Consider the following 20,888-nt stretch of genomic DNA (forward strand, 5'->3'; position numbering starts at 1 on the left):
ATTTTTTGCTTGAGGGCTTTGTTTATGGAGGATTTTTACTATTTATGTCGAATGGTAACAAAAGGAGGTGTTCTATGTTAACAGCATTACTCAACCGGCAAGTATTTACCACCATCCATTATTCCAGGGAAGAATTAAGAGGGTTAAGAAAGAGGGGTGCCTCATTTATCTGTCCCCATTGTTCTTCACCGCTGACCATGAAAATCGGTAGCTGCAACGTACCCCATTTTGCCCATATCTCCCATGCAGATTGCGAGTTAGTAAGGGGGGAGACACCGCAACATCTATTAAGTAAGCAGTTATTATACGACAGGGTCAGCTCCCTCTATACAAGTGTGAGTCTCGAACATTCCATTAAAGGGCTTAAGCAAGTCGCGGATATTTATGTGAAAACAGATACGGCAGAGATCGCCATCGAGATTCAGTGTTCAAGCATACCGATTTCTGAAATAGTACGCCGCACATATGGTTATCATCGACAGGGGATCACCCCCTTTTGGATCCTGACACAGCCCCTTAAGTCGAAGAAGCTCCTGAGTCTAACGACCTTCCAACAAGCATTTATCCGATACTCTCCACATCTGGATTATTTTATCCTTCATTTTCTTCCTGATAGAAGCATCTTTCAACTCTATCCTCATCTCCTTCCGGTTTCCACCACGGCATTTATGAGTGCAGCACCCATCATCATCCCCGTTTCGGAGTTCACACTTCCTCCTTCCATTCCGAATGTTTCCGTTCTTCATCCCAGCTTTTTATCCCATTGGTACGATTTTAGAACGAAATGGATATACAACAAAATTCACTATAATAAAGCGAGGACAGATGTGTTTTTAAGGGAAGTATACGGCGAAGGGGATACGTTTTTATATTTGCCGCTTTATATTGGCATCCCTGTCATTCCCCATGGCATTCATATCAGAAATCACGAAGTGGAATGGCAATATTACGTATGGAAAGATTGTTTGAAAGAGAATGCGATTTCAGAGGAAAGTGTGTGCAGGGTGCTTAATAGAAGGATTGCAAATGGCCATATCGAGCTGCGTTCCCTTCCTCTCCTAAAAATCGATGAAGAGATAAAGAGAATCGCAAGCGGGTATTTACGTTTACTTGAAGAGTTGCAGGTTCTCAGGAAAATAAATGATATGTATCAACTCACTGAGCCCTGGAGCTGCCCGGATCATTTTTCAGCCTACGAACAGCATAAACATGATTTTTTTCCTAGATGGAAGCATATATTAAAAAAGCTGTAAGAAAGATTGTATTGTTGCAGGAAATTGGTAGATGAGAGAGAATGTAACTATAAGGAATTTTCTGTAGATTTCAGAATGGAGGATGTATATGTCAAAAGATACAGCTACTAAAAGTCTGCCTGGAAGAAAAGAGGTAGATGAAACGTTAACGTGGAGATTGGAAGATATTTTCGAAAGTGATGATGCGTGGGAGAAAGAATATAAAGAAATCCAAGGAATAACAAAGAGAGCAGACGAATATAAGGGAACACTGGGTGATAGTGCAGATCAGCTTTATAAAGCATTTGCCTTCCAGGATAAAATAATGGAACGTATGGGGAAGGTGTATACATATTCTCATATGCGCTATGACCAGGATACGACCAATTCCTATTATCAGGGTCTTGATGACCGTGCCAAAAGTCTTTATACACAGTTAGGGAGTAAGTTTGCTTATTTGGTACCGGAAGTTCTATCGATTGACGAAGAGAAGCTGAATGGCTTCCTTGAAGAGAAGGATGAACTGAAAAAGTATAAGCATGCTTTAGAGGAAATCAATCTTCAGCGTCCGCATGTTCTCTCCGCTGAAGAAGAAGCACTTTTGGCCCAGGCGTCTGAAGTGTTCAGTGCTGCAAGCAATACATTCGGCATGTTGAATAACGCAGACCTTGAGTTTCCGAGCATCAAAGATGAAAATGGGGAAGAAGTGGATATCACACACGGTCGTTTTATCCGTTTCCTGGAGAGCAGCGATCGCCGTGTCCGGGAAGAAGCCTTCAAAAAGGTCTATGAAACGTACGGGAAATTTGAAAACACATTCGCCTCAACGTTAAGCGGAGCGGTGAAGAAAGATAATTTCGTCGCAAACGTCAGGCATTACGATTCGGCGAGACATGCGGCATTATCCAATAACAATATCCCTGAAGAAGTGTATGATAACCTTGTCGATACGGTGAATAAAAACCTTCATCTCCTCCAGCGTTATGTCAAGCTTCGTAAGAAAGTGCTTGGTCTGGATGAGGTTCATATGTATGATTTGTATACCCCACTCGTGAAGGAAGTCAAAATGGAGATAAGCTATGACGAAGCACAAAGCATGATCCTCGACGGACTGAAGCCACTGGGTGAGGAGTATGCCAATGTACTGAAAGAAGGATTTGAGAATCGCTGGGTGGACGTTGTCGAAAATAAAGGAAAGAGAAGTGGTGCTTACTCATCCGGGGCATACGGTACCAATCCTTATATCCTCATGAATTGGCAGGATAATGTAAACAATCTGTTCACACTGGCCCATGAATTCGGTCACAGTGTCCATAGTTACTATACGCGCAGTTCCCAACCTTACACGTACGGTCATTACTCCATCTTTGTGGCAGAAGTCGCTTCCACTTGCAATGAAGCATTATTAAATGATTATCTGTTGAATACGATCGATGATGAGAAGAAAAGATTGTACCTGTTGAATCATTATCTTGAAGGATTCAGAGGGACTGTTTTCCGTCAGACGATGTTTGCTGAATTCGAGCATCTAATCCATAAGAAAGCCCAGGAAGGAGAAGCGCTGACTTCGGAGTTCCTCACCAAACAGTATTATGAGTTGAATAAGAAGTATTTCGGGGAAGACATTTCGATTGATGAAGAGATTGGATTGGAATGGGCTCGTATCCCCCATTTCTATTACAATTATTATGTATATCAATATGCTACAGGCTTCTCTGCAGCAACGGCCCTTAGTCAACAGATCCTGGAAGAAGGCGAACCTGCAGTGGAACGCTACATCGATTTCCTTAAAGCTGGAAGTTCCGATTACCCGATTGAAGTATTGAAGAAAGCAGGGGTGGATGTGACAACATCCAAACCGGTGGAAGATGCTTGTAAGGTCTTTGAAGAAAAGCTGAATGAAATGGAAGAACTGCTTGAAAAATTGCAATAAATAGAGACGATTATGAAAAGAAACACCCTTCCTGAAGGTAACCTTTCAGGAGGGGTGTTTTTTCTTGGCACCTGATTATATAGGTCCGTCCCTCATTTCATGGATTTGAATCCCCTAAAGCGGTTACGGTTTCCCAGTGAGTGGAAGAAGAGGAGAAGGGAGAGAAAGAGGATGGGGGATGTAATATAAACCGGTACCAGGTGCATAAGTCCAAGGATATTTATGAAGAAACTGATCACGATCAGTAGAAGGAGGATTCCGTATTTCATTTTTGAGAGCATAGCCATTCCCTCCGAGCATTGTCTTATTACCATGTATATGAAGGGGAAATGGAGAACATGAATCGATTTTGACAATATTGTGAAATACCATACAAACAACTTGCCAATACAAGTGGATACGTGATATATTATCAGTGTGAAGTTGATCACAAGCAAACATATACCCCTTTGTTTGACCGTGAAAAATTTCTCCCATCCCCTTTGTTCGTATTGAAAAACCGATGTTGGAAACAACATCGGCTTTTCTTGTTTATACGGCTGTTTAATTATATTGAAATAATTATTGACTAATATATTTCCAAAAGGTTCCGTGCTTTGCAGGGAGCTTTTTCACTTTTTGCTGAAGCGTCCATTTCTTCATTTGTTTTTCTACTTCTTCTACCGATAAATCGTACACAACGGCTATTTCCTTCGATGCGACAACCCGATAATACTTCATGAATACATCCAGTGGAGGCAATGGCTGTTTTTCCGGCTTTGTTGCAAGCATTTCTTCAATGATGTGTACGTATACCTCATAGGAATACAATCCTGTAATCTTTAGTCCCTCATCTTCAATATTCTCATTGAAGAAGACAAGTGTCGGAATTTCCTCAACTTCCATTTCAGACGTGATTTTGACATCACATTGAAACGCTTTGGATGCGGAAGAAGAGTTGATATCGTTCATGAATTCCGTGAGATCAAGCTTGGCTGCCTGTGCGCATTCCTTCAGTACCTCGATATTGGAGATGTCTTGTTTCTGAAGGAATAATCGTTCTTGTAAAAAACGTAAAAAGCGGATCCCCGAGTGCTTTCCTTGAAGTTCTGCCGCTTTAATGGCGAATGAAGCGAGATAGGGTGAATCAATTGGATTCTCTATCCACAGGCTCCCGTCACAGGACATACCGGAGCGACTCGCTGTTTTATCCCATTGCTGTGCCAGATCTTCCTTCTTCCGTTTCGTCGCCAGGTTCAATGAGGCGAGCTGCCCGCTTAGAATGTAGCGGATTCGGAAGTATTGTCCATACTCAATGTGCAATTTCTTTAAGATTGGTTCAAGCGCCCAGCATTCCGGGCAAAGAGGGTCAACAAACATATATATTTCCAGAGGTTTCTTGTCACGCCCACACCCTTTCAGGTGATGCCAGCTAGTTGTTCTAGTCAATGGAAGAACCCTTGGGTGTTTCAGTATTTACCATATGATGGGCGGTTAATACTAGTCTGTGAAAAAAGTCATCCCTTACAGGACCCTCTAGGTTGACCTCATCCATTGCATCATGCATACAACTTAACCAAGCCTTAGCCCGTGACTCTGTGATGGGAAAGGGGAGGTGCCTTGCACGCAGCATGGGGTGTCCGTGTTCTTCTGTATAAAGAGCCGGTCCACCTAAATATTGAGTTAGGAATTGTTTCTGTTTACGAGCTGTCTCGGTTAAATCATCCGGAAAGATCGGTGATAACTCAGGATGATTTGATACTCTATTATAAAAGGCTTCAACGAGCATGGAGAGTTTCTTTTCGCCGATAAGATTATAAGGCATTTGTGGTTTCTCGACCATAAGAATGACTCCTTTTTCCTTAGATTGTATGTTCATTCTAGCAAGCATTCTTTCATATCTCAAACAAATCGCCTTACATCAACTGATTATTCCTAAATTAGTGTAGCCCGCTTTTGTCACTCTATTCCCAAATCCCATGAAATAGTGGGAAATAGGGCTGAAGAGTCAATCAGGGTCGATTGGACCACATCCGCGTCATCAAAAAAAGCGGGCCTATGCGGCCTGCTTTTTGAATGATGACGGGATCGTTAGGCAAAATAGCGATCCGTCACTTTTTTTACATAGGAAGTGGTTTCTTTGAACGGTGGAATACCGTTGTATTTATCAACGTTTCCGGGACCTGCATTGTAGGCAGCCAGTGCAAGGTGGATGTCTCCATTGTACTTATCGAGCATTTGCTTTAAATATTTTGTACCGGCAAAAACATTCTCTTCCGGATCGAATACATTGTTGACCCCAAGTCCTCGTGCGGTGCTCGGCATGAGCTGCATCAATCCGGTGGCGCCTGCAGGGCTGACGGCATCCGGATTGAAATTGGACTCCTGTTTAATGACGGCTTGAATCAATTTTTTTGGAATGGCATAGTGATCCGCTGCCCGGCTGATGATTTCATCGATCTCCTCCGGGGCATTCCAGTTCGACTTGTTTAGAGCCGAAAGGGGATTGATGCCTATAGGGACCGAACTGGCGGATTGGGTCAGGTGGGCTCCATTGACGGCTCCAAGTGTTTGATTCAAATCTATATTTTGTTGGCTTGGTTGTAGGGCACTTGTTAATAATTGTTGAAATAAATCATTCGATTGACCGGTTGTATCCTGGAAAGAAGATACGGACCCGAGACTGTTCAAGGCTTGAAGCTCCATCATCGTTCTCAACTGTTGGACATTCATATATTTGACTCCTCTTTAATAAAACGCTTATTCGTATTCTATATCGGTCATGATCGATCCTGTTTTAATTTCTCCAAGTAAAATCGTTTGATTTTATTATCTGTCTGACGAAGTGGGATCTGATGCTGGTCGAGTAATTCCAGGAATATCGCTTCGCCTGATGTACGTTCTTTCACTTCATATTCGAGCTCATAGTCTTCCTTTTGCAGGTAAGTGCTATGGTCGAAGACAAGGAGACCATCCCTGTAAGGGATTTCAACCCTGCTGGTTGAGAGTGTGCCGAAGTGTTGCAGGGACTCATAAGCGATGGAAAGGGAGTTCAGCACATCTCTGACTTCACCTTCCGGGAATAGCCCATCATGTAAAAGGGAATACGATTGGTCTTTGGATAAGGGTTGATTCGTCTCCAGGAGATCTTCTTTCAAAGGGGTCTTTAACGTCAACGTATACGTCCCGTTTTTCTCGCGGATCCGGAGGGCAGACTGCATCTCCTTTAATTGATAATCCGATGTATCGAAATAATGATTATCCTGAGAAATGAAATCTTCCTCCTTTATATGAAAATGTGAAGTCAATCGGTTGAATTCTTCTTCTGTTACAAGATTCTTAAACTCAATTTCAATTTCCTGTGCCATTACAAGCATCCTTTCCTTGCATACTCCCTCTATTATCTCTTTAATAAAAGGGAACTTCAATATTTAGATGAAATGGTTTTCTTATGTTAAAATGGTACTGATTGTTTAATGGAAGGATGAAGAAAAGCATGAGGAAAATTATTCAGTTTAACCACACAACATATGAAAAAGGGACATTATATTTACATACGGACCAGTCGGAACTCTTAAAAGGTACAACGGCGGCAGGTCAGATCATTGCAGATTCCGATCGCTATGCTTTCGTATACTTAGCTGAAAATGAAGAGGAATATGTATACTTATATTTGGAAGAGTCAATCTGGCCGGAATTAAAAAAAGCCCTTCATGAAAAAGCGGCAGTCGTGGCAAAAAGTGAAAAAGATTCACTGGAATTAACTCAATTCATAGAAGAGCTTGAGTATCTCATAGATAATATAGAAGGAAACGGGAACTACGGTGACGAAATGGTTAATAAGGTAGAGAACGTATTTCTTGAAAAGTAGGCGTTTAGAGGTGAGGGGAATGAATCACTGGGAACAATTTTTGGCTCCCTACAAGCAGGCGGTTGATGAATTAAAGATTAAGCTTAAGGGGATGAGGGGAGAATATGAACTTCATAACACTCATTCTCCCATTGAATTCGTGACTGGCAGAGTTAAACCGATCGCGAGTATCCTTGATAAAGCAAATCAAAAAGGAATCAAGCTATCCAACATTGGAACAGAATTGCAGGACATCGCAGGACTAAGGATGATGTGTCAATTTGTAGAGGATATTCATGTGGTGGTGGAAAAGCTCCGTGGGCGCAAGGATTTTACGATTGTTGAAGAACGGGACTATGTGACTCACAAGAAACAAAGCGGATACCGTTCATATCATGTCGTCATCGACTATCCGGTACAAACGATCCACGGTGAAAAGAACATCCTGGTGGAAATTCAAATCCGCACGCTTTCGATGAATTTCTGGGCTACGATCGAACATTCGTTGAATTATAAGTACAGTGGACAAATTCCTGAACAGATCCGTCATCGCTTGCAAAGTGCTGCTGAAGCGGCATTCAGGCTGGATGAAGAAATGAGTTTGATCCGTGAAGAAATCCAGGAAGCCCAGGTCATTTTCACAAACAAAAAGGATAAAGACCAGCGTGGCTCTGAACCTAAACAGCAGGGGGTAAATGAATGAAGTTCGCTATTACATCAAAAGGTGATTCCAAGTCCAATACACTGATGCATAAAATGAGAACATATCTCCAGGATTTCAACTTGACCTATGATGATGATCAACCCGATATCGTCATTTCAGTCGGTGGGGACGGTACACTGCTATATGCGTTTCACCGCTATAGATCAAGGCTTGATAAGACAGCCTTTGTTGGTGTGCATACGGGTCACCTCGGCTTTTATGCAGACTGGGTGCCGGAAGAAATCGAGAAACTTGTCATTGCCATCGCCAAGACACCCTATCAGATCATTGAATATCCACTGTTGGAAACGATTATCCGTTATCAGCATGGTGGAAAAGAGACCCGTTATCTTGCTTTGAATGAATCAACGGTCAAAAGCGTCGAAGGGACCCTGGTGATGGATGTGGAAATCAGGGGGCAGCATTTTGAACGGTTCAGGGGCGACGGATTATGCCTGTCCACTCCTTCAGGCAGTACGGCCTATAATAAGGCACTGGGAGGAGCGATCATTCACCCGTCCTTACCCGCCATCCAATTCGCTGAAATGGCTTCCATCAATAATCGGGTGTTCCGTACCATCGGATCGCCCCTCATTTTACCTGCACATCACACATGCATGCTGAAGCCTGTGAATGGACCGGACTTCCTGGTGACGATCGATCATCTCTCCCTCCTTCACAAAGACGTGAAAAGCATTCAATATCGTGTAGCAGATGAGAAAATCCGCTTTGCACGCTTCCGTCCTTTCCCGTTCTGGAAACGGGTGCATGATTCATTTGTAGCGGATGAATAATGGAGAATGGTAAGGTGAAGGGATATACGCTAAAATGGTGCATCCCTTCAACCTATGAGGGGAAGCTGATGAGAGAGTTTCTGATCGATCAACAATTGTCAAAGCGTACATTGACGGCAGTCAAGTTTGACGGAGGAAGGATCACCATCAATGGTAAAGAAGAAAATGTCCGGTATCCACTTACTACAGGGGATCTTCTTGAGGTGAGATTTCCTGTAGAAAGATCAAGTGAAACGTTGGTGGCAGAAAAGATCCCCCTCTCAATCATTTACGAAGATGATGACGTGCTCGTTGTGGACAAACCGTGGGGGATGAAAACGATCCCCACGAAAGAGGAGCCCAAAGGAAGTCTTGCAAATGCCCTATTAGGATATTTCAATCAAATGGACCTCGCTTCAACGGTACACATCGTTACCCGATTGGATAAAGACACATCTGGACTGGTACTCGTGGCAAAACACCGCCACGTTCATCATCTCTTCAGCCTTCAGCAGAAGGAAAGGGAAATCAACCGGACCTATGAAGCCTTTGCAGAAGGGGTCATGAAGGGATTCGGGTCGATAGAAGAACCAATCGGAAGGAAATCCGACAGCATCATTGAAAGAGAAGTGCGGTCAGATGGACAATATGCCCTGACCCATTACAGGGTGGAAAAGCAGTTCCCTGAATTTGCACACTTGGAATTGAAGCTGGAAACAGGCAGGACCCATCAGATCCGTGTTCATCTTTCCTTCTTGGGCCATCCTCTTGCGGGAGATGATTTATATGGCGGAAGTGTTAAGCTGATAGGCAGACAGGCCCTTCATTGTAAAAGACTGCACTTTTTCCATCCGATTATGAAAAAATGGATGGGCTTGGAGTGCCCCATGCCCGATGATATGAGGAGTCTGCTTGATAGACAGGAAGAGATCCCTTTCAGGTAAACTGAAAGGGATCTCTATTTGATAATGATGATATTGCCCGCAGGAAGACTCATTCAATTCCCCGAAATTTCTCCGCCACGAAAGGCATCCTTGATGCAACACTCACTACTTCCATTTCAGGGTATCTAAATGCCGTGAGCATACCTCCAAACACGGCTCCCGTATCGATGTTGGCCGTTTTATTTATGAGGCGTGCTTCTTTCACCGGGGTGTGGCCGTATACGATCCATGCTTCGCCTTGATAATTACGTGCCCAGTCTTTTCTTACCGGGGTACCGTCATCGTTTTTTTCTCCCGTTATGTCTCCGTAAAGGACGAAGGTTTTGACACGGTTCGATTGTTTTCCGATTAGTTCTTCTTTGATGCCTGCATGGGCAATGATCAGCTTCCCTTTATCCAATACATGGTATAAAGGGGATTGTTCATATAATTCGATGAACATATCCCGATAGCGATTTCTTTCCTTTTGAGTGAGGGCACTCAGTTCCGCCACGGTTGTTTCGAGACCGTGAAGGATTTTCACGTTGTTCCCTAAGAAATAACGGTACAGCTTATTGCAATGGTTCCCGGGGACATAGTAAACAGTATCTTTTTTAAAAAGGCTGTATACTGTTGAGATCGTCTCCAGGGAGTGATGTCCCCGATCAGTCAGGTCTCCCACAAAACCAAGTTTCCTTCCATGGGGATGAACAGGAAGGCCGCTGCCCCATTCATACCCAAGCTTTTTCGTCAACTCTCTAAATTCCGTAAAACAGCCATGCACATCACCGATAATATCAATTTTCATTGAAATCCCACTTCCTTACCTGCCTTTTTCCTTTTCTTTTCCCGTATTTTATGACATATTAATGATTCAGCAATTCCTGCACGTATGATTCGTCTGGCATTAGTATTGCATATTAAAGCAAAGGAATACATAGATGGTTATGATTTCATAAGAGACAATTATGTTGAGATTTGCTAGTATTATTACGACTATATTCAATCAATTTATGAAGGAGGGTGTATTGGATGTCTGAGGTAACTCAAGAACAGGAGAATGAAAGGGATAAGCAGGAAAAGGAAATGTATGATGAAGACCTTCTCATCAGAGCCCTTCAGGAAGAAGATCTGGATTTATTTCGTTCCGAATTTGTTCAATTACACTCTTATGATCAGGCAAAGTTTTTCTCTAAAATAGATGAAGACTTACGAAGCAGGCTGTATCATTATCTTTCACCGGAAGAAATGGCGGAGCTTTTTGAAAGCCTGGATATAGATGAAGAAGATTATCAGGATATCCTGGCTGAAATGAATCCTACATACGCAGCCGAAATGCTCTCTAATATGTATGCCGATGACGCAGTGGATGTCTTGAATGAGCTGGATAAAGATCAGGTTGTCAGTTATTTGACCATCATGAATGATGAATCGGCTAAAGAGATTAAAGAGTTACTGCATTATGAAGAATACACAGCTGGTAGTATCATGACCACTGAGTTCGTGGCCATTTCAAAGAATCAGACGGTCAGGTCTGCCATGTATATATTGAAAAATGAAGCACCGAATGCGGAAACGATTTACTATATCTATGTGGTGGATGATGATAAAAAGCTTGTAGGGGTCATATCCCTTAGAGATTTGATCATCAGCCATGATGATGTGATGATCGGTGAAATTATGAGTGGCCGGGTCATGTCTGTCGGTGTCAGCGAAGATCAGGAAGCCGTCGCACGACAGATGAAGGATTACGACTTCCTTGCCCTGCCGGTTGTTGACTTTCAACATCACCTGCTAGGGATCATTACGGTAGATGACATCATGGACGTCATGGAAGAAGAGGCGTCCGATGACTACTCTAAGCTTGCCGGTATCGCCGATTTGGATTCCATTGACAGAAGCCCTATAAATGCAGCCAAGAAGCGTCTCCCGTGGCTCATCGCCTTACTATTTCTCGGAATGTTCACAGCGAGCCTCATCGGCAGATTTGAAGATACATTGGATAAAGTGGCCATCCTTGCCGTGTTTATTCCACTGATTGCCGGAATGGCTGGAAATACTGGAACGCAGGCCCTTGCGGTTGCCGTAAGGGGGATTGCGACAGGGGACCTGGAAAAGGAGAACAAGATGTCCCTTGTCTTTCGTGAAGCGGGAACAGGGCTGATTACCGGGACGACTTGCGGGATTGTGGTCAGCATCATCGTATACGTATGGAAAGGCGAATTCTTTTTAGGGATCCTTGTCGGCGTCTCCGTATTGATTTCACTATTCGTTGCTACCCTCGCAGGTACATTAGTGCCCCTCTTGATGCACAAGTTAAAAGTAGATCCGGCTGTCGCTTCCGGTCCTTTTATCACGACGATCAATGATATCATCAGTACTTTAATCTATCTTGGATTAGCGACGATGTTTATGAATTACCTAATATAGAGAGAAAAGGGGGAAATATGAATGGAACAACATGCATCTGTTGCATCCCTTGTAATCGTGATAATGGTAGCTTTTTTAACTCCCATTTTGCTTCATCGATTCAAGTTGAATTTCATCCCGGTCGTCATCGCAGAGATTATCATGGGATTGGTTATAGGAAAGAGCGGGTTCAACCTCGTCCACCAGGACATGTGGCTTGAGACATTATCTACCCTGGGGTTTATATTCCTCATGTTCTTAAGCGGTCTTGAAATTGACTTCACCGCTTTTTCCGGCGGGAAAAAGAAAAAAGAGCTATTACCAAGTGGGAAAGAAGAACCAAACCGCTTGAAATTGGCCATTCTCATTTTCATCGGTATTTTCTTTGTATCATTGGGATTGTCATATCTCTTTGTCCTGTTTGGACTAATCGATAATGCGTTCTTGATGACGTTGATCATTTCCACGATATCCCTTGGTGTCGTGGTACCTACGTTGAAAGAGGCACATATCACGAAAAGTGCCATCGGGCAGATCATTCTTTTGGTAGCTGTCATCGCAGACCTGGTGACCATGATTTTACTGGCTGTTTTCGTTTCGCTTTATGGAGAAGGACACGGGAATATGTGGCTCCTTCTGATCCTTTTTGGTGTAGGTCTGCTATTATACTTCCTCGCCAAGAGGCTGAAGAATAACCCTTTCATCAAAAGTCTATCGACAGGGACTGTTCAAATCGGTACACGTGCGGTCTTTACCTTGATTATGTTACTGGTGGCCGTGTCAGAGACGGTGGGTGCCGAGAACATTCTGGGAGCTTTCCTTGCCGGTGTACTCGTATCTTTACTTGCACCGAATCAGGAGATGGTTCATAAGCTTGATTCATTTGGATATGGATTTTTGATCCCGATCTTTTTTGTGATGATCGGTGTGGAGCTGGACCTTGGGTCACTACTGAGTGACAAGAAAATGCTTTTACTCATTCCATTACTGGTTCTTGCCTTCCTTGTTTCGAAGATCATCCCGGTTTATTTATTAAGGTACTGGTATGATACGAAAACGACGATCGCTTCAGCATTTCTTCTTACGTCAACTTTGTCGTTGGTAATTGCTGCTGCGAAGATCGCAGAAAGAATTGAAATCATCACCCCTCAAATGAGTGGAACGCTTATTCTGGTGGCCGTCATTACGTGTATCATCACACCTATCATCTTTAAAAAGCTTTTCCCACGGGAAAGTGCAAAAGAGAAGAAGCTGAACATTACGTTCCTGGGTGCCAATCAATTAACCATGCCCGTTTCAAGGGAGCTTCAATCCTCCCTATATGAACCCGTCCTGTATCATACGAAACAGGATAAATCAGATCGAAGTATCGCTGATTCACTGTTCGATATCCACGAAATCGATGATTATGATCTCGGGACACTACAAGAGAAGGAAATCTTTGAATCCGATATCCTCGTGATTTCAACGGGGGATGAAGAGGTGAATGCGACACTTGCAGTGACGGCCAAAGAGTATGGAGTAGGTCGTGTGATTGTAAGGGTGGAGAGCCCTGATTTGCATGAAAGCCTTCGTGAACAGGATATTGAAGTATATTCTGTATTCTTATCAACGAAAGCATTATTAAGGGCGCTCATTGAATCACCATCCGTCATGAGCATCCTGACCAATCAAGAAACATCCTTATATGAAATCCGCATGTTGAACAGTCAGTTTGAAGGAATGACACTCCGGAAATTCCCATTCACGGGAGATGTCATCTTCGTACGGATCTTCAGAGGGAAGGATTCCATCGTTCCCCATGGGGATACAGAACTTCATATGAATGACCGCCTGATTGTCACAGGTTCTAAAGAATACGTCGATGAACTCAAACGGGAACTCGAATTCTGTGAATACTGCTAACATGAATCCTGCTTCCCAAGAAACATTTTTCTTGGGGAGTTTTTACTTTATAAAGGAGTATCATGACTTCATCCCTAATAGATAATAAAGGTGAAAAGGAGGAAACCAATATGTGGGAAACCAAAATTGTAGAGATTCGGAAATTGGTGAAGGAAAGTATAAAAGGATTGTCTTATGAGGAATTGAATCAAAAACCTTCCCCCGGGGAGTGGAGCATTGCGCAGATCATCCTTCATCTGGCCGGAGCGGAAACCCGCTTTTTGACTTTGGCCCTTGATTCTGCAGAAAATGGAGGGGAGAGAAGCGATTCCGATGTGGATTTATCTGTTTTTGATGATCCATCCAAAAAAATGATAGCGCCAATCGAGCCATCCACTGATCCACACACCTTGGACGAGTTGATGAAAGCATTGGATGAATCACGATCCCTCACCACACACTTTCTGGAGAAATACACGAAAGAAGGCTTGGATCGCCTGTCCATGAACCATCACCGATTTGGTGACATGCCGATATGGCAGGTACTCGAGCTTCTCGGGAAACACGAACAGAGGCATCTCTTGCAAATGGAAGATGTGAAAAAGAGAATAAGATAGAAATTTTCTTTTCTTTTAGGGGAGAGTGCGGTAGAATTAGTAGCAGGTACTAATAACATGTATTAATTAGGAGGATAATAATGACTCTTTCATTAAAAGGTAAAACATATGTTGTAATGGGAGTGGCGAATAAGCGAAGTATCGCGTGGGGTATCGCCCGTTCGCTGCATCAATCAGGTGCACGTTTGATCTTTACATATGCAGGTGAGCGTTTTGAAAAAGGTGTCAGGGATTTAGCCGGAACACTGGAAGGCGGAGAAGATTCACTCGTACTTCCATGTGACGTGACGAATGATGAAGACATCGAAAAATGTTTTGCCACCATCAAAGAAGAAGTGGGAACGATTCATGGACTGGCTCACTGTATTGCCTTTGCCAATAAAGAAGAGCTTGCCGGAGATTATATGAATACGACCAGAGACGGTTTCCTGCTTGCTCACAATATCAGCTCCTATTCACTGACTGCAGTGGCAAAAGTGGCTAAGGACCTTATGACTGAAGGCGGAAGCATCGTGAGCATGACGTACCTGGGCGGAGAACGAGTCATGCAGAACTATAATGTCATGGGCGTGGCAAAAGCCTCTCTTGAAGCAAGCGTGAAATATCTTGCGAGCGACCTAGGAAAACACGGCATCCGGGTGAATGCCATTTCCGCAGGTCCGATTCGTACCCTGTCAGCCAAAGGTGTCGGGGACTTCAACAGCATCCTGAAAGAAATCGAAGAGCGCGCTCCACTTCGCCGCAATACGACACAGGAAGAGGTCGGAGATACGGCGGTATTCCTTTTCAGTGATTATTCTAGAGGGATTACGGGAGAGAACCTTCACGTAGATTCAGGCTATCACGTACTGGGATAATAATAGAAAAAACGGCTGTGGGATAAGATTCCCTCAGCCGTTTTTTTTATATTCCATAAACATGAAACCCCTGGGCGCTTTTTGCATACATATAAAAGTGGAGATCAATTAGGAGGTGTCTCAGTGAGAAAAGAGAAAAAAACGGGGAGAGAACCCCTGCTGTATATAAACCAGCCGAGATTAGAAGAAGTGAAAGGCAATATGCAAGTTACTTACCGATCAGTCAAGAAATCCAAGGCAAAGGAAGAGCTTGAGAAAAGTAAAAGGATATCAGGCTCTGAAACACCATTAAGCCAAGGTACACAAGAAGGTAAATATGCTGATGAGCAATTATTTTTGGATCAGGGGGAGCACAAGGAAGAACGAAATGTCCTGCCGGCCCCTCCACTCCCGGAACGAAAAACGGCCGCTTCTGCGTTCAGGAAATTAAAGCCTTTTCGTGAATTGAGCATAGAAGAGAAATTAGAATACATTTCTGCAAGCATTTCCGGTAAAGTACCCTTTCCGTGCGAGTTTTCGAATGGTCAGGTGGCGGTGAAAGGAGTCATACTGGAGGACTCGGGGGATGAGGTCACCATCAAAAGTTTTCATGGAGAAGAAGTGATAATGAGGAAGAATGACATTCAATCCATCAAGATGATCGGGCTGCAATAAAAAGGAGCCAGGCGGGATACCCGACTGGCTTCTTTGAGTGGAATAACGGATTATTCACATTCTAATTCAACGAATACGTCTTTGATACATTGAATCGCACAGAAGCAATCCAGATCGACCGTGATACATTCTCCAGTTAAAACCCACTCAGTGTTATGGCCCATAGTATCCATATCAGACCCGGATCCTGATCTTGAACCAGAACCAGTACTATCAGCATAGTCAGGCTTTAATACTTGAAGAGTCGCACAGCAGTTATCGAATACTTCTTTTACCCTGAAAAATGGTGATTTCCAAGGGCATCCCTTGATGTGTGCTTTGAATGTATCACCGTTTTTTAGATATAACTTGAAGATACGAGTGTTTAAACGATCAGCAGGACTCACCATTGCACCCAGTGGCTCTAGGAAACAATCGTGTTTACAATCGTTACACTCCTGGTTTGCTTCGTCTTGAATATCTTTAATAGCACGGACGGCTTGACATACGCAACCACGATTTTTTGAACTATTGTCTTTATCTCTTCCGCAACCCATATAGAAGTTCCTCCTTAAAATGAATTTCATTTACATTACTAACATATTGTCATGTAGGCAATTAGGTAACGGACATCTGCCCTCTTTTGTAAATTTGGGCTTGTATAATTTGTAGATTGAAGGGAGTCTTTCCATTGCAACTTACGTTTATTGAACTGTTCGCTCTCGGCTTAGCCATATTCCGGTTGACCCATCTCCTTGTCTTCGATAAAATCACTGAGTTCTTAAGAGCTCCATTTTTCGATGAGTATGTTGAAGTGGAAGAGAATGGGGAAGAGGCGATTTATCTTTCCCCTAAAAAAGGTGGTTTGAAAGGGTTTATCGGAGAGTTATTGTCCTGTTATTGGTGTACGGGCATATGGGTATCGGGCTTTCTTTATGGAGGCTATTGCTTTTTTCCATTGTACTTCATTCCACTCATCACCCTATTGGCCGTTGCGGGAATCGCAGCCATCCTGGAGGCTGCGGTACAAAGTTGGAAAACAGACTGATTCTATAGGTAATTAGTGGAAACAAGCTCGGGTTTCTTCACATATACTAAAAAGGGAATCAGGGTAAAGGAGGAAATAAAAAGTGAAGAAACCCTCTACAAATACACAGAAACAAGGAAACTCATCCACTAAGAAAAAAGGGTGCGGCTGTGGGTCAAAAGTGAAAAAAAGCTGAGACTGCTCAAATTGGGCAGTCTTTTTTTCATAAAAAACGACTTTATGAAAAAAATAAAGGTGAGTACAAACAAAAGAGGGGTCTGTCATGAATAAAAAAAGGATCATCATTCCACTTTCATTATGCGTTTTGATTGGATGTGCGAATAAGGAAGATGGAAGCGATAGTAAGATTGCACTTATGAAGAAAACCAATCCGCCCCCCATTGAATTAGTGGACAATCCAGAGACTGACAGTTACGGTCACGCCATCAAAAGGGAAATCTCCAAAATGAAAGAGCTTTATGATGTCGCTGTCATCCAGGGAAAGAAAGAAACGCTCGTTGTTTACAAGGTGAAGCACTTGCACAGATTCAAAATGAAAAAGATCGAAAAGAAAATGGACCGCTATTTGGAAGATAAATATCCAAAGGAAGATTTTATATTATCCAGTGACTATAAAATCTTTCTCGAAACCATCCGCTTAAAAGAAAGACTTAAAAATGGGTCAATCTCAAAAAAGGATGCCGAAAAAAGATTCCAGGATATCGTGAAGCTGCAAAAAGAGAAAACGTAGGAGGAATGTTTCGTGGCAAAAACACAAAAAACACCCGAACAAAAAAAGTACGAACAGTTAGAAAAACAATATGAAACGAAGCGGCCCCTCCTGAAAAATGTCGTGAAAGCATTCTTTGTGGGAGGCTTCATCTGTCTGATCGGACAGGCGGTAACGTATATGTACATCTATTATTTCAACTTTACTGAGCAGACTGCAGGGAACCCTACGGTTGCGACGATGGTCTTTTTCGCCATGCTTCTGACTGGCTTTGGGGTGTATGACCACATTGGCCAATTTGCAGGGGCAGGAAGTGCCGTCCCTGTCACAGGCTTCGGAAACGCCGTGATTTCTGCCGCCATTGAGCATAGAACAGAAGGACTCGTCCTCGGTGTTGGAGGGAATATCTTTAAACTGGCAGGCTCAGTCATCGTATTCGGGGTATTCTCAGCCTTTGTCGTGGCATTAATCAAGACCATTCTAATTCAGCTGGGGGTGATCTGATGCTGCAAGGGACACGTTCGTGGGTATTTCCTGGCAATCCGGCCATCCTTTCAACCGGAGTCGTAGGTGGGCCTTTTGAGAAAAAAGGAAACCTCACAGCCGACTTCGATCAATTTTACGATGATGTATGGATGGGGCAGGAAACATACGAGAAAGCCAACCGGACACTTATTGAAGATGCCGTTCAAATTGCGCTCGAAAAACAATCTCTGCAAAAAAGCGATATCCAATTTTTTTTGACTGGTGATCTGATCAATCAAATCACCCCTTCAAGTTTTGCAGCAAGAACCAGTGGAATTCCTTATTTCGGTTTGTTCGGGGCGTGCTCGACATCTATGGAAGGCCTCGCACTTTCAGCGTTTTTAGTGAATTATCATGGAGCCCGTCATGTAGTTACGGGAGCTTCCAGCCACAACTCTGCTACCGAGAAACAATTCCGCTACCCCACTGAATATGGTGGGCAGAAACCCCCTACAGCCCAATGGACGGTAACGGGTGCCGGCTATGCTGTAGTTGGAGATGGTACATCGGCCACCATGCCGACTCCGAGAGTCACCTCCGCAACGATCGGGAAGGTTGTGGATATGGGGTTGAAGGATCCATTTAATATGGGTGGGGCCATGGCCCCGGCAGCTGTTGATACGATTGTTGGTCATTTTCAGGATCTGGGAAGGGACCCTTCCTACTATGATCTCATTATTACAGGCGATCTTGCCACAATTGGAAGGCAGACGGCTGTTGAAATGTTGAAACAAAAAGGCTACGCGATCCCTGATGGGTTATTTCAAGATTGCGGGATGCTGATATATGGTGATAGTCAGCCGGTTCAATCAGGAGCAAGTGGGCCTGGATGTTCAGCCACCGTACTTTACGGCCATTTATTGAATGAGATGAAAAAAGGAACCTACAAACGCATTTTAGTCATCGCGACAGGAGCATTGTTGTCACCCCTGACATTTCAACAAGGAGAGTCTATTCCTTGTATCGCCCATGCGGTGTCGATTGAATTTATGTAGATCTGAAAGGAGGAAACCAAGTGTTAGCGATGTTTTTTTGGGCCTTTACAATAGGTGGAATCATCTGTGTGATCGGTCAATTATTGTTTGATGTGGCGAAACTGACCCCGGCGCACACATTAAGTCTGCTGGTAGTCTCGGGAGCCATCCTTTCAGGCTTCGGATTATACGAGCCCCTTATCGATTTTGCCGGGGCGGGAGCGACCATTCCCATCACGAGCTTTGGGAACGCACTCGTCAATGGGGCGATGCAGGAAGCGGGTGAACACGGATTGGTGGGAGTCCTTACCGGTATGTTTGAAGTCACGAGTTCCGGGATCTCATCCGCCATTATCTTCGGCTTTATTGGTGCGCTCCTGTTCAAACCAAAGGGATGATAGAGGTGAACAAAGATGCCTGAATACTTGCAGGTGGCACTAAGAAGTATATTTATCCTGCTTTCCCTTTTTGCGATCACCAAATTATTGGGGAAGAAACAGTTGTCGAAATTATCGTTCTTTGAATACATCACAGGGATTACAGTTGGGAGCATTGCCGGGACTCTTTCAATGGATTTGAACCTGCCCTTGAGTGAAGGGCTGATGAGTATCTTATTATGGTTTGCATTTCCCCTCCTGTTTTCTTTCCTGTCCTTGAAGAGCATTCGCTTCAGGAGGTTTGCTGAAGGCAAGCCAACGGTATTCATAAAGGATGGAAACATCGATGAAAAAGCTTTGAAGAAGGAGAAGTATTCCGTTGATGAAATGCTTGAACAACTACGGAAAAAGGATGTGTTCCGCGTTGCCGATGTGGAATTTGCATCCCTTGACACGAACGGTGATTTAAGTGTTTTGTTGAAGAAAGAAAAACAACCCCTTGTAAGAGAAGATGTATTTGATATATCACAAAAATCCACCCCGCCTCAAGCCGTGATCACAGATGGGAAAATCGATCAAAAAGCCCTGGCTGAAGTAGGTTTTCCCTTGCCATGGTTGGTTCGGGAGCTGTCTAAACGGAAACTGACAGTGGACTCCGTCTTTCTCGCACAATTGGATTCTGAAGGCAACCTGACCTTCGACCTGTACGATTGGACAAACACACAATAAAATATCCAAAAGCCCATACGTTCTCCTCTCTTTGTACATATGTTATAAGAGACTAGAGGTAAAAGAGAGGTGATATTGTATGTATGGATATGGATACGGTGGCTGTGGATATGGTGCCGGCTGTGGATATGGCGGCGGTTATGGCTCAACGTTTGTATTGATCGTTGTGCTTTTCATTCTCTTGATTATCGTTGGAGCAAGTTTCTGTTAGAAAGGGGTACAAAAGGCAGAATCCTCATTGGAGAGATTTTGTCTTTTTGTTTTATTGAACAGAAAGGGATACATCAATTCAAATTATTTATATATTCAATTCACGCTCCTGGGTTTTTTACATATGATGCTTATAGTTAAAAGGAGGCGTGATGGAAATGAATAATAACTTTTTTAAGAATTTAGAGAAGAAGACAGGCGTTAACATGAACGAAGTGTTAGAGCTTGCGAACTCTTTACAAAATGCAAACTTTAAAGATGAAGCAACGGTTAGAAGCGTCATCAAACGTGTATCTAAAATCGCCAATAAACCTGTAAATAAGGAAATGGAAGATAAAATTGTCCAATCGATCGTGAACGATGGGAAGCAATTGGACTTCGGAACCATCTCCAACATGTTAAACAAGGGGAAAAAATAAAAGAAGACATCAAAATCAAGGAGAATGGACATAAAAAAACGTGAAGCCACGTATTTTATGTTAATTCTTCTTTCTTTTTTAAGAAGTTTTAAAGAGACGATAAG

General features: G+C 43.2%; 26 protein-coding genes. 19 read left to right on the forward strand and 7 right to left on the reverse strand.

All coding sequences use genetic code 11. The features are described from left to right. Positions 1–74: 74 nt before the first annotated feature. Both BVI01S_RS15480 and pepF read left to right on the forward strand, forming a co-directional pair. Positions 75–1,253, forward strand: a complete 1,179-nt coding sequence (locus BVI01S_RS15480) for a competence protein CoiA (protein WP_061810835.1) — start codon at positions 75–77, stop codon at positions 1,251–1,253. 88 nt (positions 1,254–1,341) lie between these two features. Continuing rightward, entirely contained in the window at positions 1,342–3,165 is a 1,824-nt protein-coding gene (pepF, locus tag BVI01S_RS15485; RefSeq protein WP_061810836.1) for an oligoendopeptidase F, read from the forward strand. Positions 3,166–3,257: 92 nt separating this feature from the next. Here the strand turns inward: pepF and BVI01S_RS15490 are convergent, their stop codons facing one another. The 5 genes from BVI01S_RS15490 to BVI01S_RS15510 all read right to left on the reverse strand — a co-directional run bounded on the left by BVI01S_RS15490 (position 3,258) and on the right by BVI01S_RS15510 (position 6,512). Next, complete coding sequence (locus BVI01S_RS15490) at positions 3,258–3,446, reverse strand: hypothetical protein (protein WP_061810837.1); 189 nt, start codon at positions 3,444–3,446, stop codon at positions 3,258–3,260. A 280-nt stretch (positions 3,447–3,726) separates the two neighbouring features. Beyond that, positions 3,727–4,593 carry a ClpXP adapter SpxH family protein gene (locus tag BVI01S_RS15495; protein ID WP_051758461.1) on the reverse strand — a complete coding sequence of 289 codons (867 nt, stop codon included), beginning with the start codon at positions 4,591–4,593 and terminating at the stop codon, positions 3,727–3,729. Further along, entirely contained in the window at positions 4,586–4,987 is a 402-nt protein-coding gene (locus tag BVI01S_RS15500) for a globin domain-containing protein (protein ID WP_034763471.1), read from the reverse strand. Before BVI01S_RS15500 ends, BVI01S_RS15495 begins: the two co-directional genes overlap by 8 nt. Positions 4,988–5,235: 248 nt before the next feature. Next, entirely contained in the window at positions 5,236–5,877 is a 642-nt protein-coding gene (locus BVI01S_RS15505; protein ID WP_061810838.1) for a lytic transglycosylase domain-containing protein, read from the reverse strand. Positions 5,878–5,924: 47 nt separating this feature from the next. Next, positions 5,925–6,512: a CYTH domain-containing protein gene (locus BVI01S_RS15510; protein ID WP_034763474.1), complete on the reverse strand. Its 588-nt coding sequence runs from the start codon at positions 6,510–6,512 to the stop codon at positions 5,925–5,927. 128 nt (positions 6,513–6,640) lie between these two features. Here BVI01S_RS15510 and BVI01S_RS15515 point away from each other — a divergent pair, with 128 nt between their 5' ends. Genes BVI01S_RS15515 through BVI01S_RS15530 form a run of 4 tightly spaced genes read left to right on the forward strand, consistent with a single transcriptional unit; the run spans position 6,641 to position 9,414 of the window. Continuing rightward, a complete protein-coding gene (locus BVI01S_RS15515; RefSeq protein WP_034763475.1) occupies positions 6,641–7,015 on the forward strand; it encodes a UPF0738 family protein in 375 nt (124 codons plus the stop codon). Positions 7,016–7,034: 19 nt separating this feature from the next. After that, a complete protein-coding gene (yjbM, locus tag BVI01S_RS15520) occupies positions 7,035–7,697 on the forward strand; it encodes a GTP diphosphokinase (RefSeq protein ID WP_034763477.1) in 663 nt (220 codons plus the stop codon). After that, complete coding sequence (locus BVI01S_RS15525; RefSeq protein WP_034763479.1) at positions 7,694–8,491, forward strand: NAD kinase; 798 nt, start codon at positions 7,694–7,696, stop codon at positions 8,489–8,491. Before yjbM ends, BVI01S_RS15525 begins: the two co-directional genes overlap by 4 nt. Before the next feature lie 14 nt (positions 8,492–8,505). Further along, the gene (locus BVI01S_RS15530; protein ID WP_244886947.1) at positions 8,506–9,414 is read left to right on the forward strand and encodes an RluA family pseudouridine synthase; all 909 of its coding nucleotides are present in this window, start codon (positions 8,506–8,508) and stop codon (positions 9,412–9,414) included. Between the two features lie 49 nt (positions 9,415–9,463). Here the strand turns inward: BVI01S_RS15530 and prpE are convergent, their stop codons facing one another. Next, complete coding sequence (gene prpE / locus BVI01S_RS15535) at positions 9,464–10,201, reverse strand: bis(5'-nucleosyl)-tetraphosphatase PrpE (RefSeq protein ID WP_061810840.1); 738 nt, start codon at positions 10,199–10,201, stop codon at positions 9,464–9,466. 278 nt (positions 10,202–10,479) lie between these two features. On the opposite strand from prpE, the gene mgtE reads away from it, so the two are divergent. The 5 genes from mgtE to BVI01S_RS15560 all read left to right on the forward strand — a co-directional run bounded on the left by mgtE (position 10,480) and on the right by BVI01S_RS15560 (position 15,814). Continuing rightward, the gene (gene mgtE / locus BVI01S_RS15540) at positions 10,480–11,823 is read left to right on the forward strand and encodes a magnesium transporter (RefSeq protein WP_034763962.1); all 1,344 of its coding nucleotides are present in this window, start codon (positions 10,480–10,482) and stop codon (positions 11,821–11,823) included. 21 nt (positions 11,824–11,844) lie between these two features. Further along, positions 11,845–13,707 (forward strand): monovalent cation:proton antiporter family protein, encoded by a 1,863-nt coding sequence (locus BVI01S_RS15545; protein WP_061810841.1) that lies wholly within the window; start codon positions 11,845–11,847, stop codon positions 13,705–13,707. A 110-nt stretch (positions 13,708–13,817) separates the two neighbouring features. Further along, positions 13,818–14,303, forward strand: a complete 486-nt coding sequence (locus tag BVI01S_RS15550; protein ID WP_061810842.1) for a DinB family protein — start codon at positions 13,818–13,820, stop codon at positions 14,301–14,303. Positions 14,304–14,383: 80 nt separating this feature from the next. Further along, entirely contained in the window at positions 14,384–15,160 is a 777-nt protein-coding gene (fabI, locus tag BVI01S_RS15555; protein ID WP_034763489.1) for an enoyl-ACP reductase FabI, read from the forward strand. A 123-nt stretch (positions 15,161–15,283) separates the two neighbouring features. Continuing rightward, a complete protein-coding gene (locus BVI01S_RS15560; RefSeq protein WP_061810843.1) occupies positions 15,284–15,814 on the forward strand; it encodes a CotO family spore coat protein in 531 nt (176 codons plus the stop codon). Positions 15,815–15,864: 50 nt separating this feature from the next. Here the strand turns inward: BVI01S_RS15560 and BVI01S_RS15565 are convergent, their stop codons facing one another. Next, on the reverse strand, positions 15,865–16,350 hold the full coding sequence (locus tag BVI01S_RS15565; RefSeq protein ID WP_061810844.1) for a CotY/CotZ family spore coat protein: 486 nt from the start codon (positions 16,348–16,350) through the stop codon (positions 15,865–15,867). 134 nt (positions 16,351–16,484) lie between these two features. On the opposite strand from BVI01S_RS15565, the gene BVI01S_RS15570 reads away from it, so the two are divergent. The 8 genes from BVI01S_RS15570 to spoVIF all read left to right on the forward strand — a co-directional run bounded on the left by BVI01S_RS15570 (position 16,485) and on the right by spoVIF (position 20,784). Continuing rightward, complete coding sequence (locus tag BVI01S_RS15570) at positions 16,485–16,841, forward strand: DUF1360 domain-containing protein (RefSeq protein ID WP_034763493.1); 357 nt, start codon at positions 16,485–16,487, stop codon at positions 16,839–16,841. A gap of 262 nt (positions 16,842–17,103) precedes the next feature. Further along, positions 17,104–17,571: a sporulation protein gene (locus BVI01S_RS15575; protein ID WP_061810845.1), complete on the forward strand. Its 468-nt coding sequence runs from the start codon at positions 17,104–17,106 to the stop codon at positions 17,569–17,571. Between the two features lie 12 nt (positions 17,572–17,583). Further along, complete coding sequence (gene spoVAC / locus BVI01S_RS15580; protein ID WP_061810846.1) at positions 17,584–18,054, forward strand: stage V sporulation protein AC; 471 nt, start codon at positions 17,584–17,586, stop codon at positions 18,052–18,054. Beyond that, complete coding sequence (spoVAD, locus tag BVI01S_RS15585) at positions 18,054–19,070, forward strand: stage V sporulation protein AD (RefSeq protein ID WP_034763502.1); 1,017 nt, start codon at positions 18,054–18,056, stop codon at positions 19,068–19,070. Before spoVAC ends, spoVAD begins: the two co-directional genes overlap by 1 nt. A 20-nt stretch (positions 19,071–19,090) precedes the next feature. Further along, positions 19,091–19,447, forward strand: a complete 357-nt coding sequence (gene spoVAE, locus BVI01S_RS15590) for a stage V sporulation protein AE (protein WP_034763503.1) — start codon at positions 19,091–19,093, stop codon at positions 19,445–19,447. Between the two features lie 15 nt (positions 19,448–19,462). Then, positions 19,463–20,155: a DUF421 domain-containing protein gene (locus BVI01S_RS15595; protein ID WP_061810847.1), complete on the forward strand. Its 693-nt coding sequence runs from the start codon at positions 19,463–19,465 to the stop codon at positions 20,153–20,155. Between the two features lie 79 nt (positions 20,156–20,234). Then, the gene (locus BVI01S_RS22235; protein WP_079534613.1) at positions 20,235–20,366 is read left to right on the forward strand and encodes a YjcZ family sporulation protein; all 132 of its coding nucleotides are present in this window, start codon (positions 20,235–20,237) and stop codon (positions 20,364–20,366) included. A 157-nt stretch (positions 20,367–20,523) separates the two neighbouring features. After that, positions 20,524–20,784 carry a sporulation-specific transcription regulator SpoVIF gene (spoVIF, locus tag BVI01S_RS15600; protein WP_034763965.1) on the forward strand — a complete coding sequence of 87 codons (261 nt, stop codon included), beginning with the start codon at positions 20,524–20,526 and terminating at the stop codon, positions 20,782–20,784. Positions 20,785–20,888: the final 104 nt, after the last annotated feature.

Origin of the sequence: Rossellomorea vietnamensis NBRC 101237 (assembly GCF_001591825.1) — a bacterium.
Classification (GTDB): domain Bacteria; phylum Bacillota; class Bacilli; order Bacillales; family Bacillaceae_B; genus Rossellomorea; species Rossellomorea vietnamensis.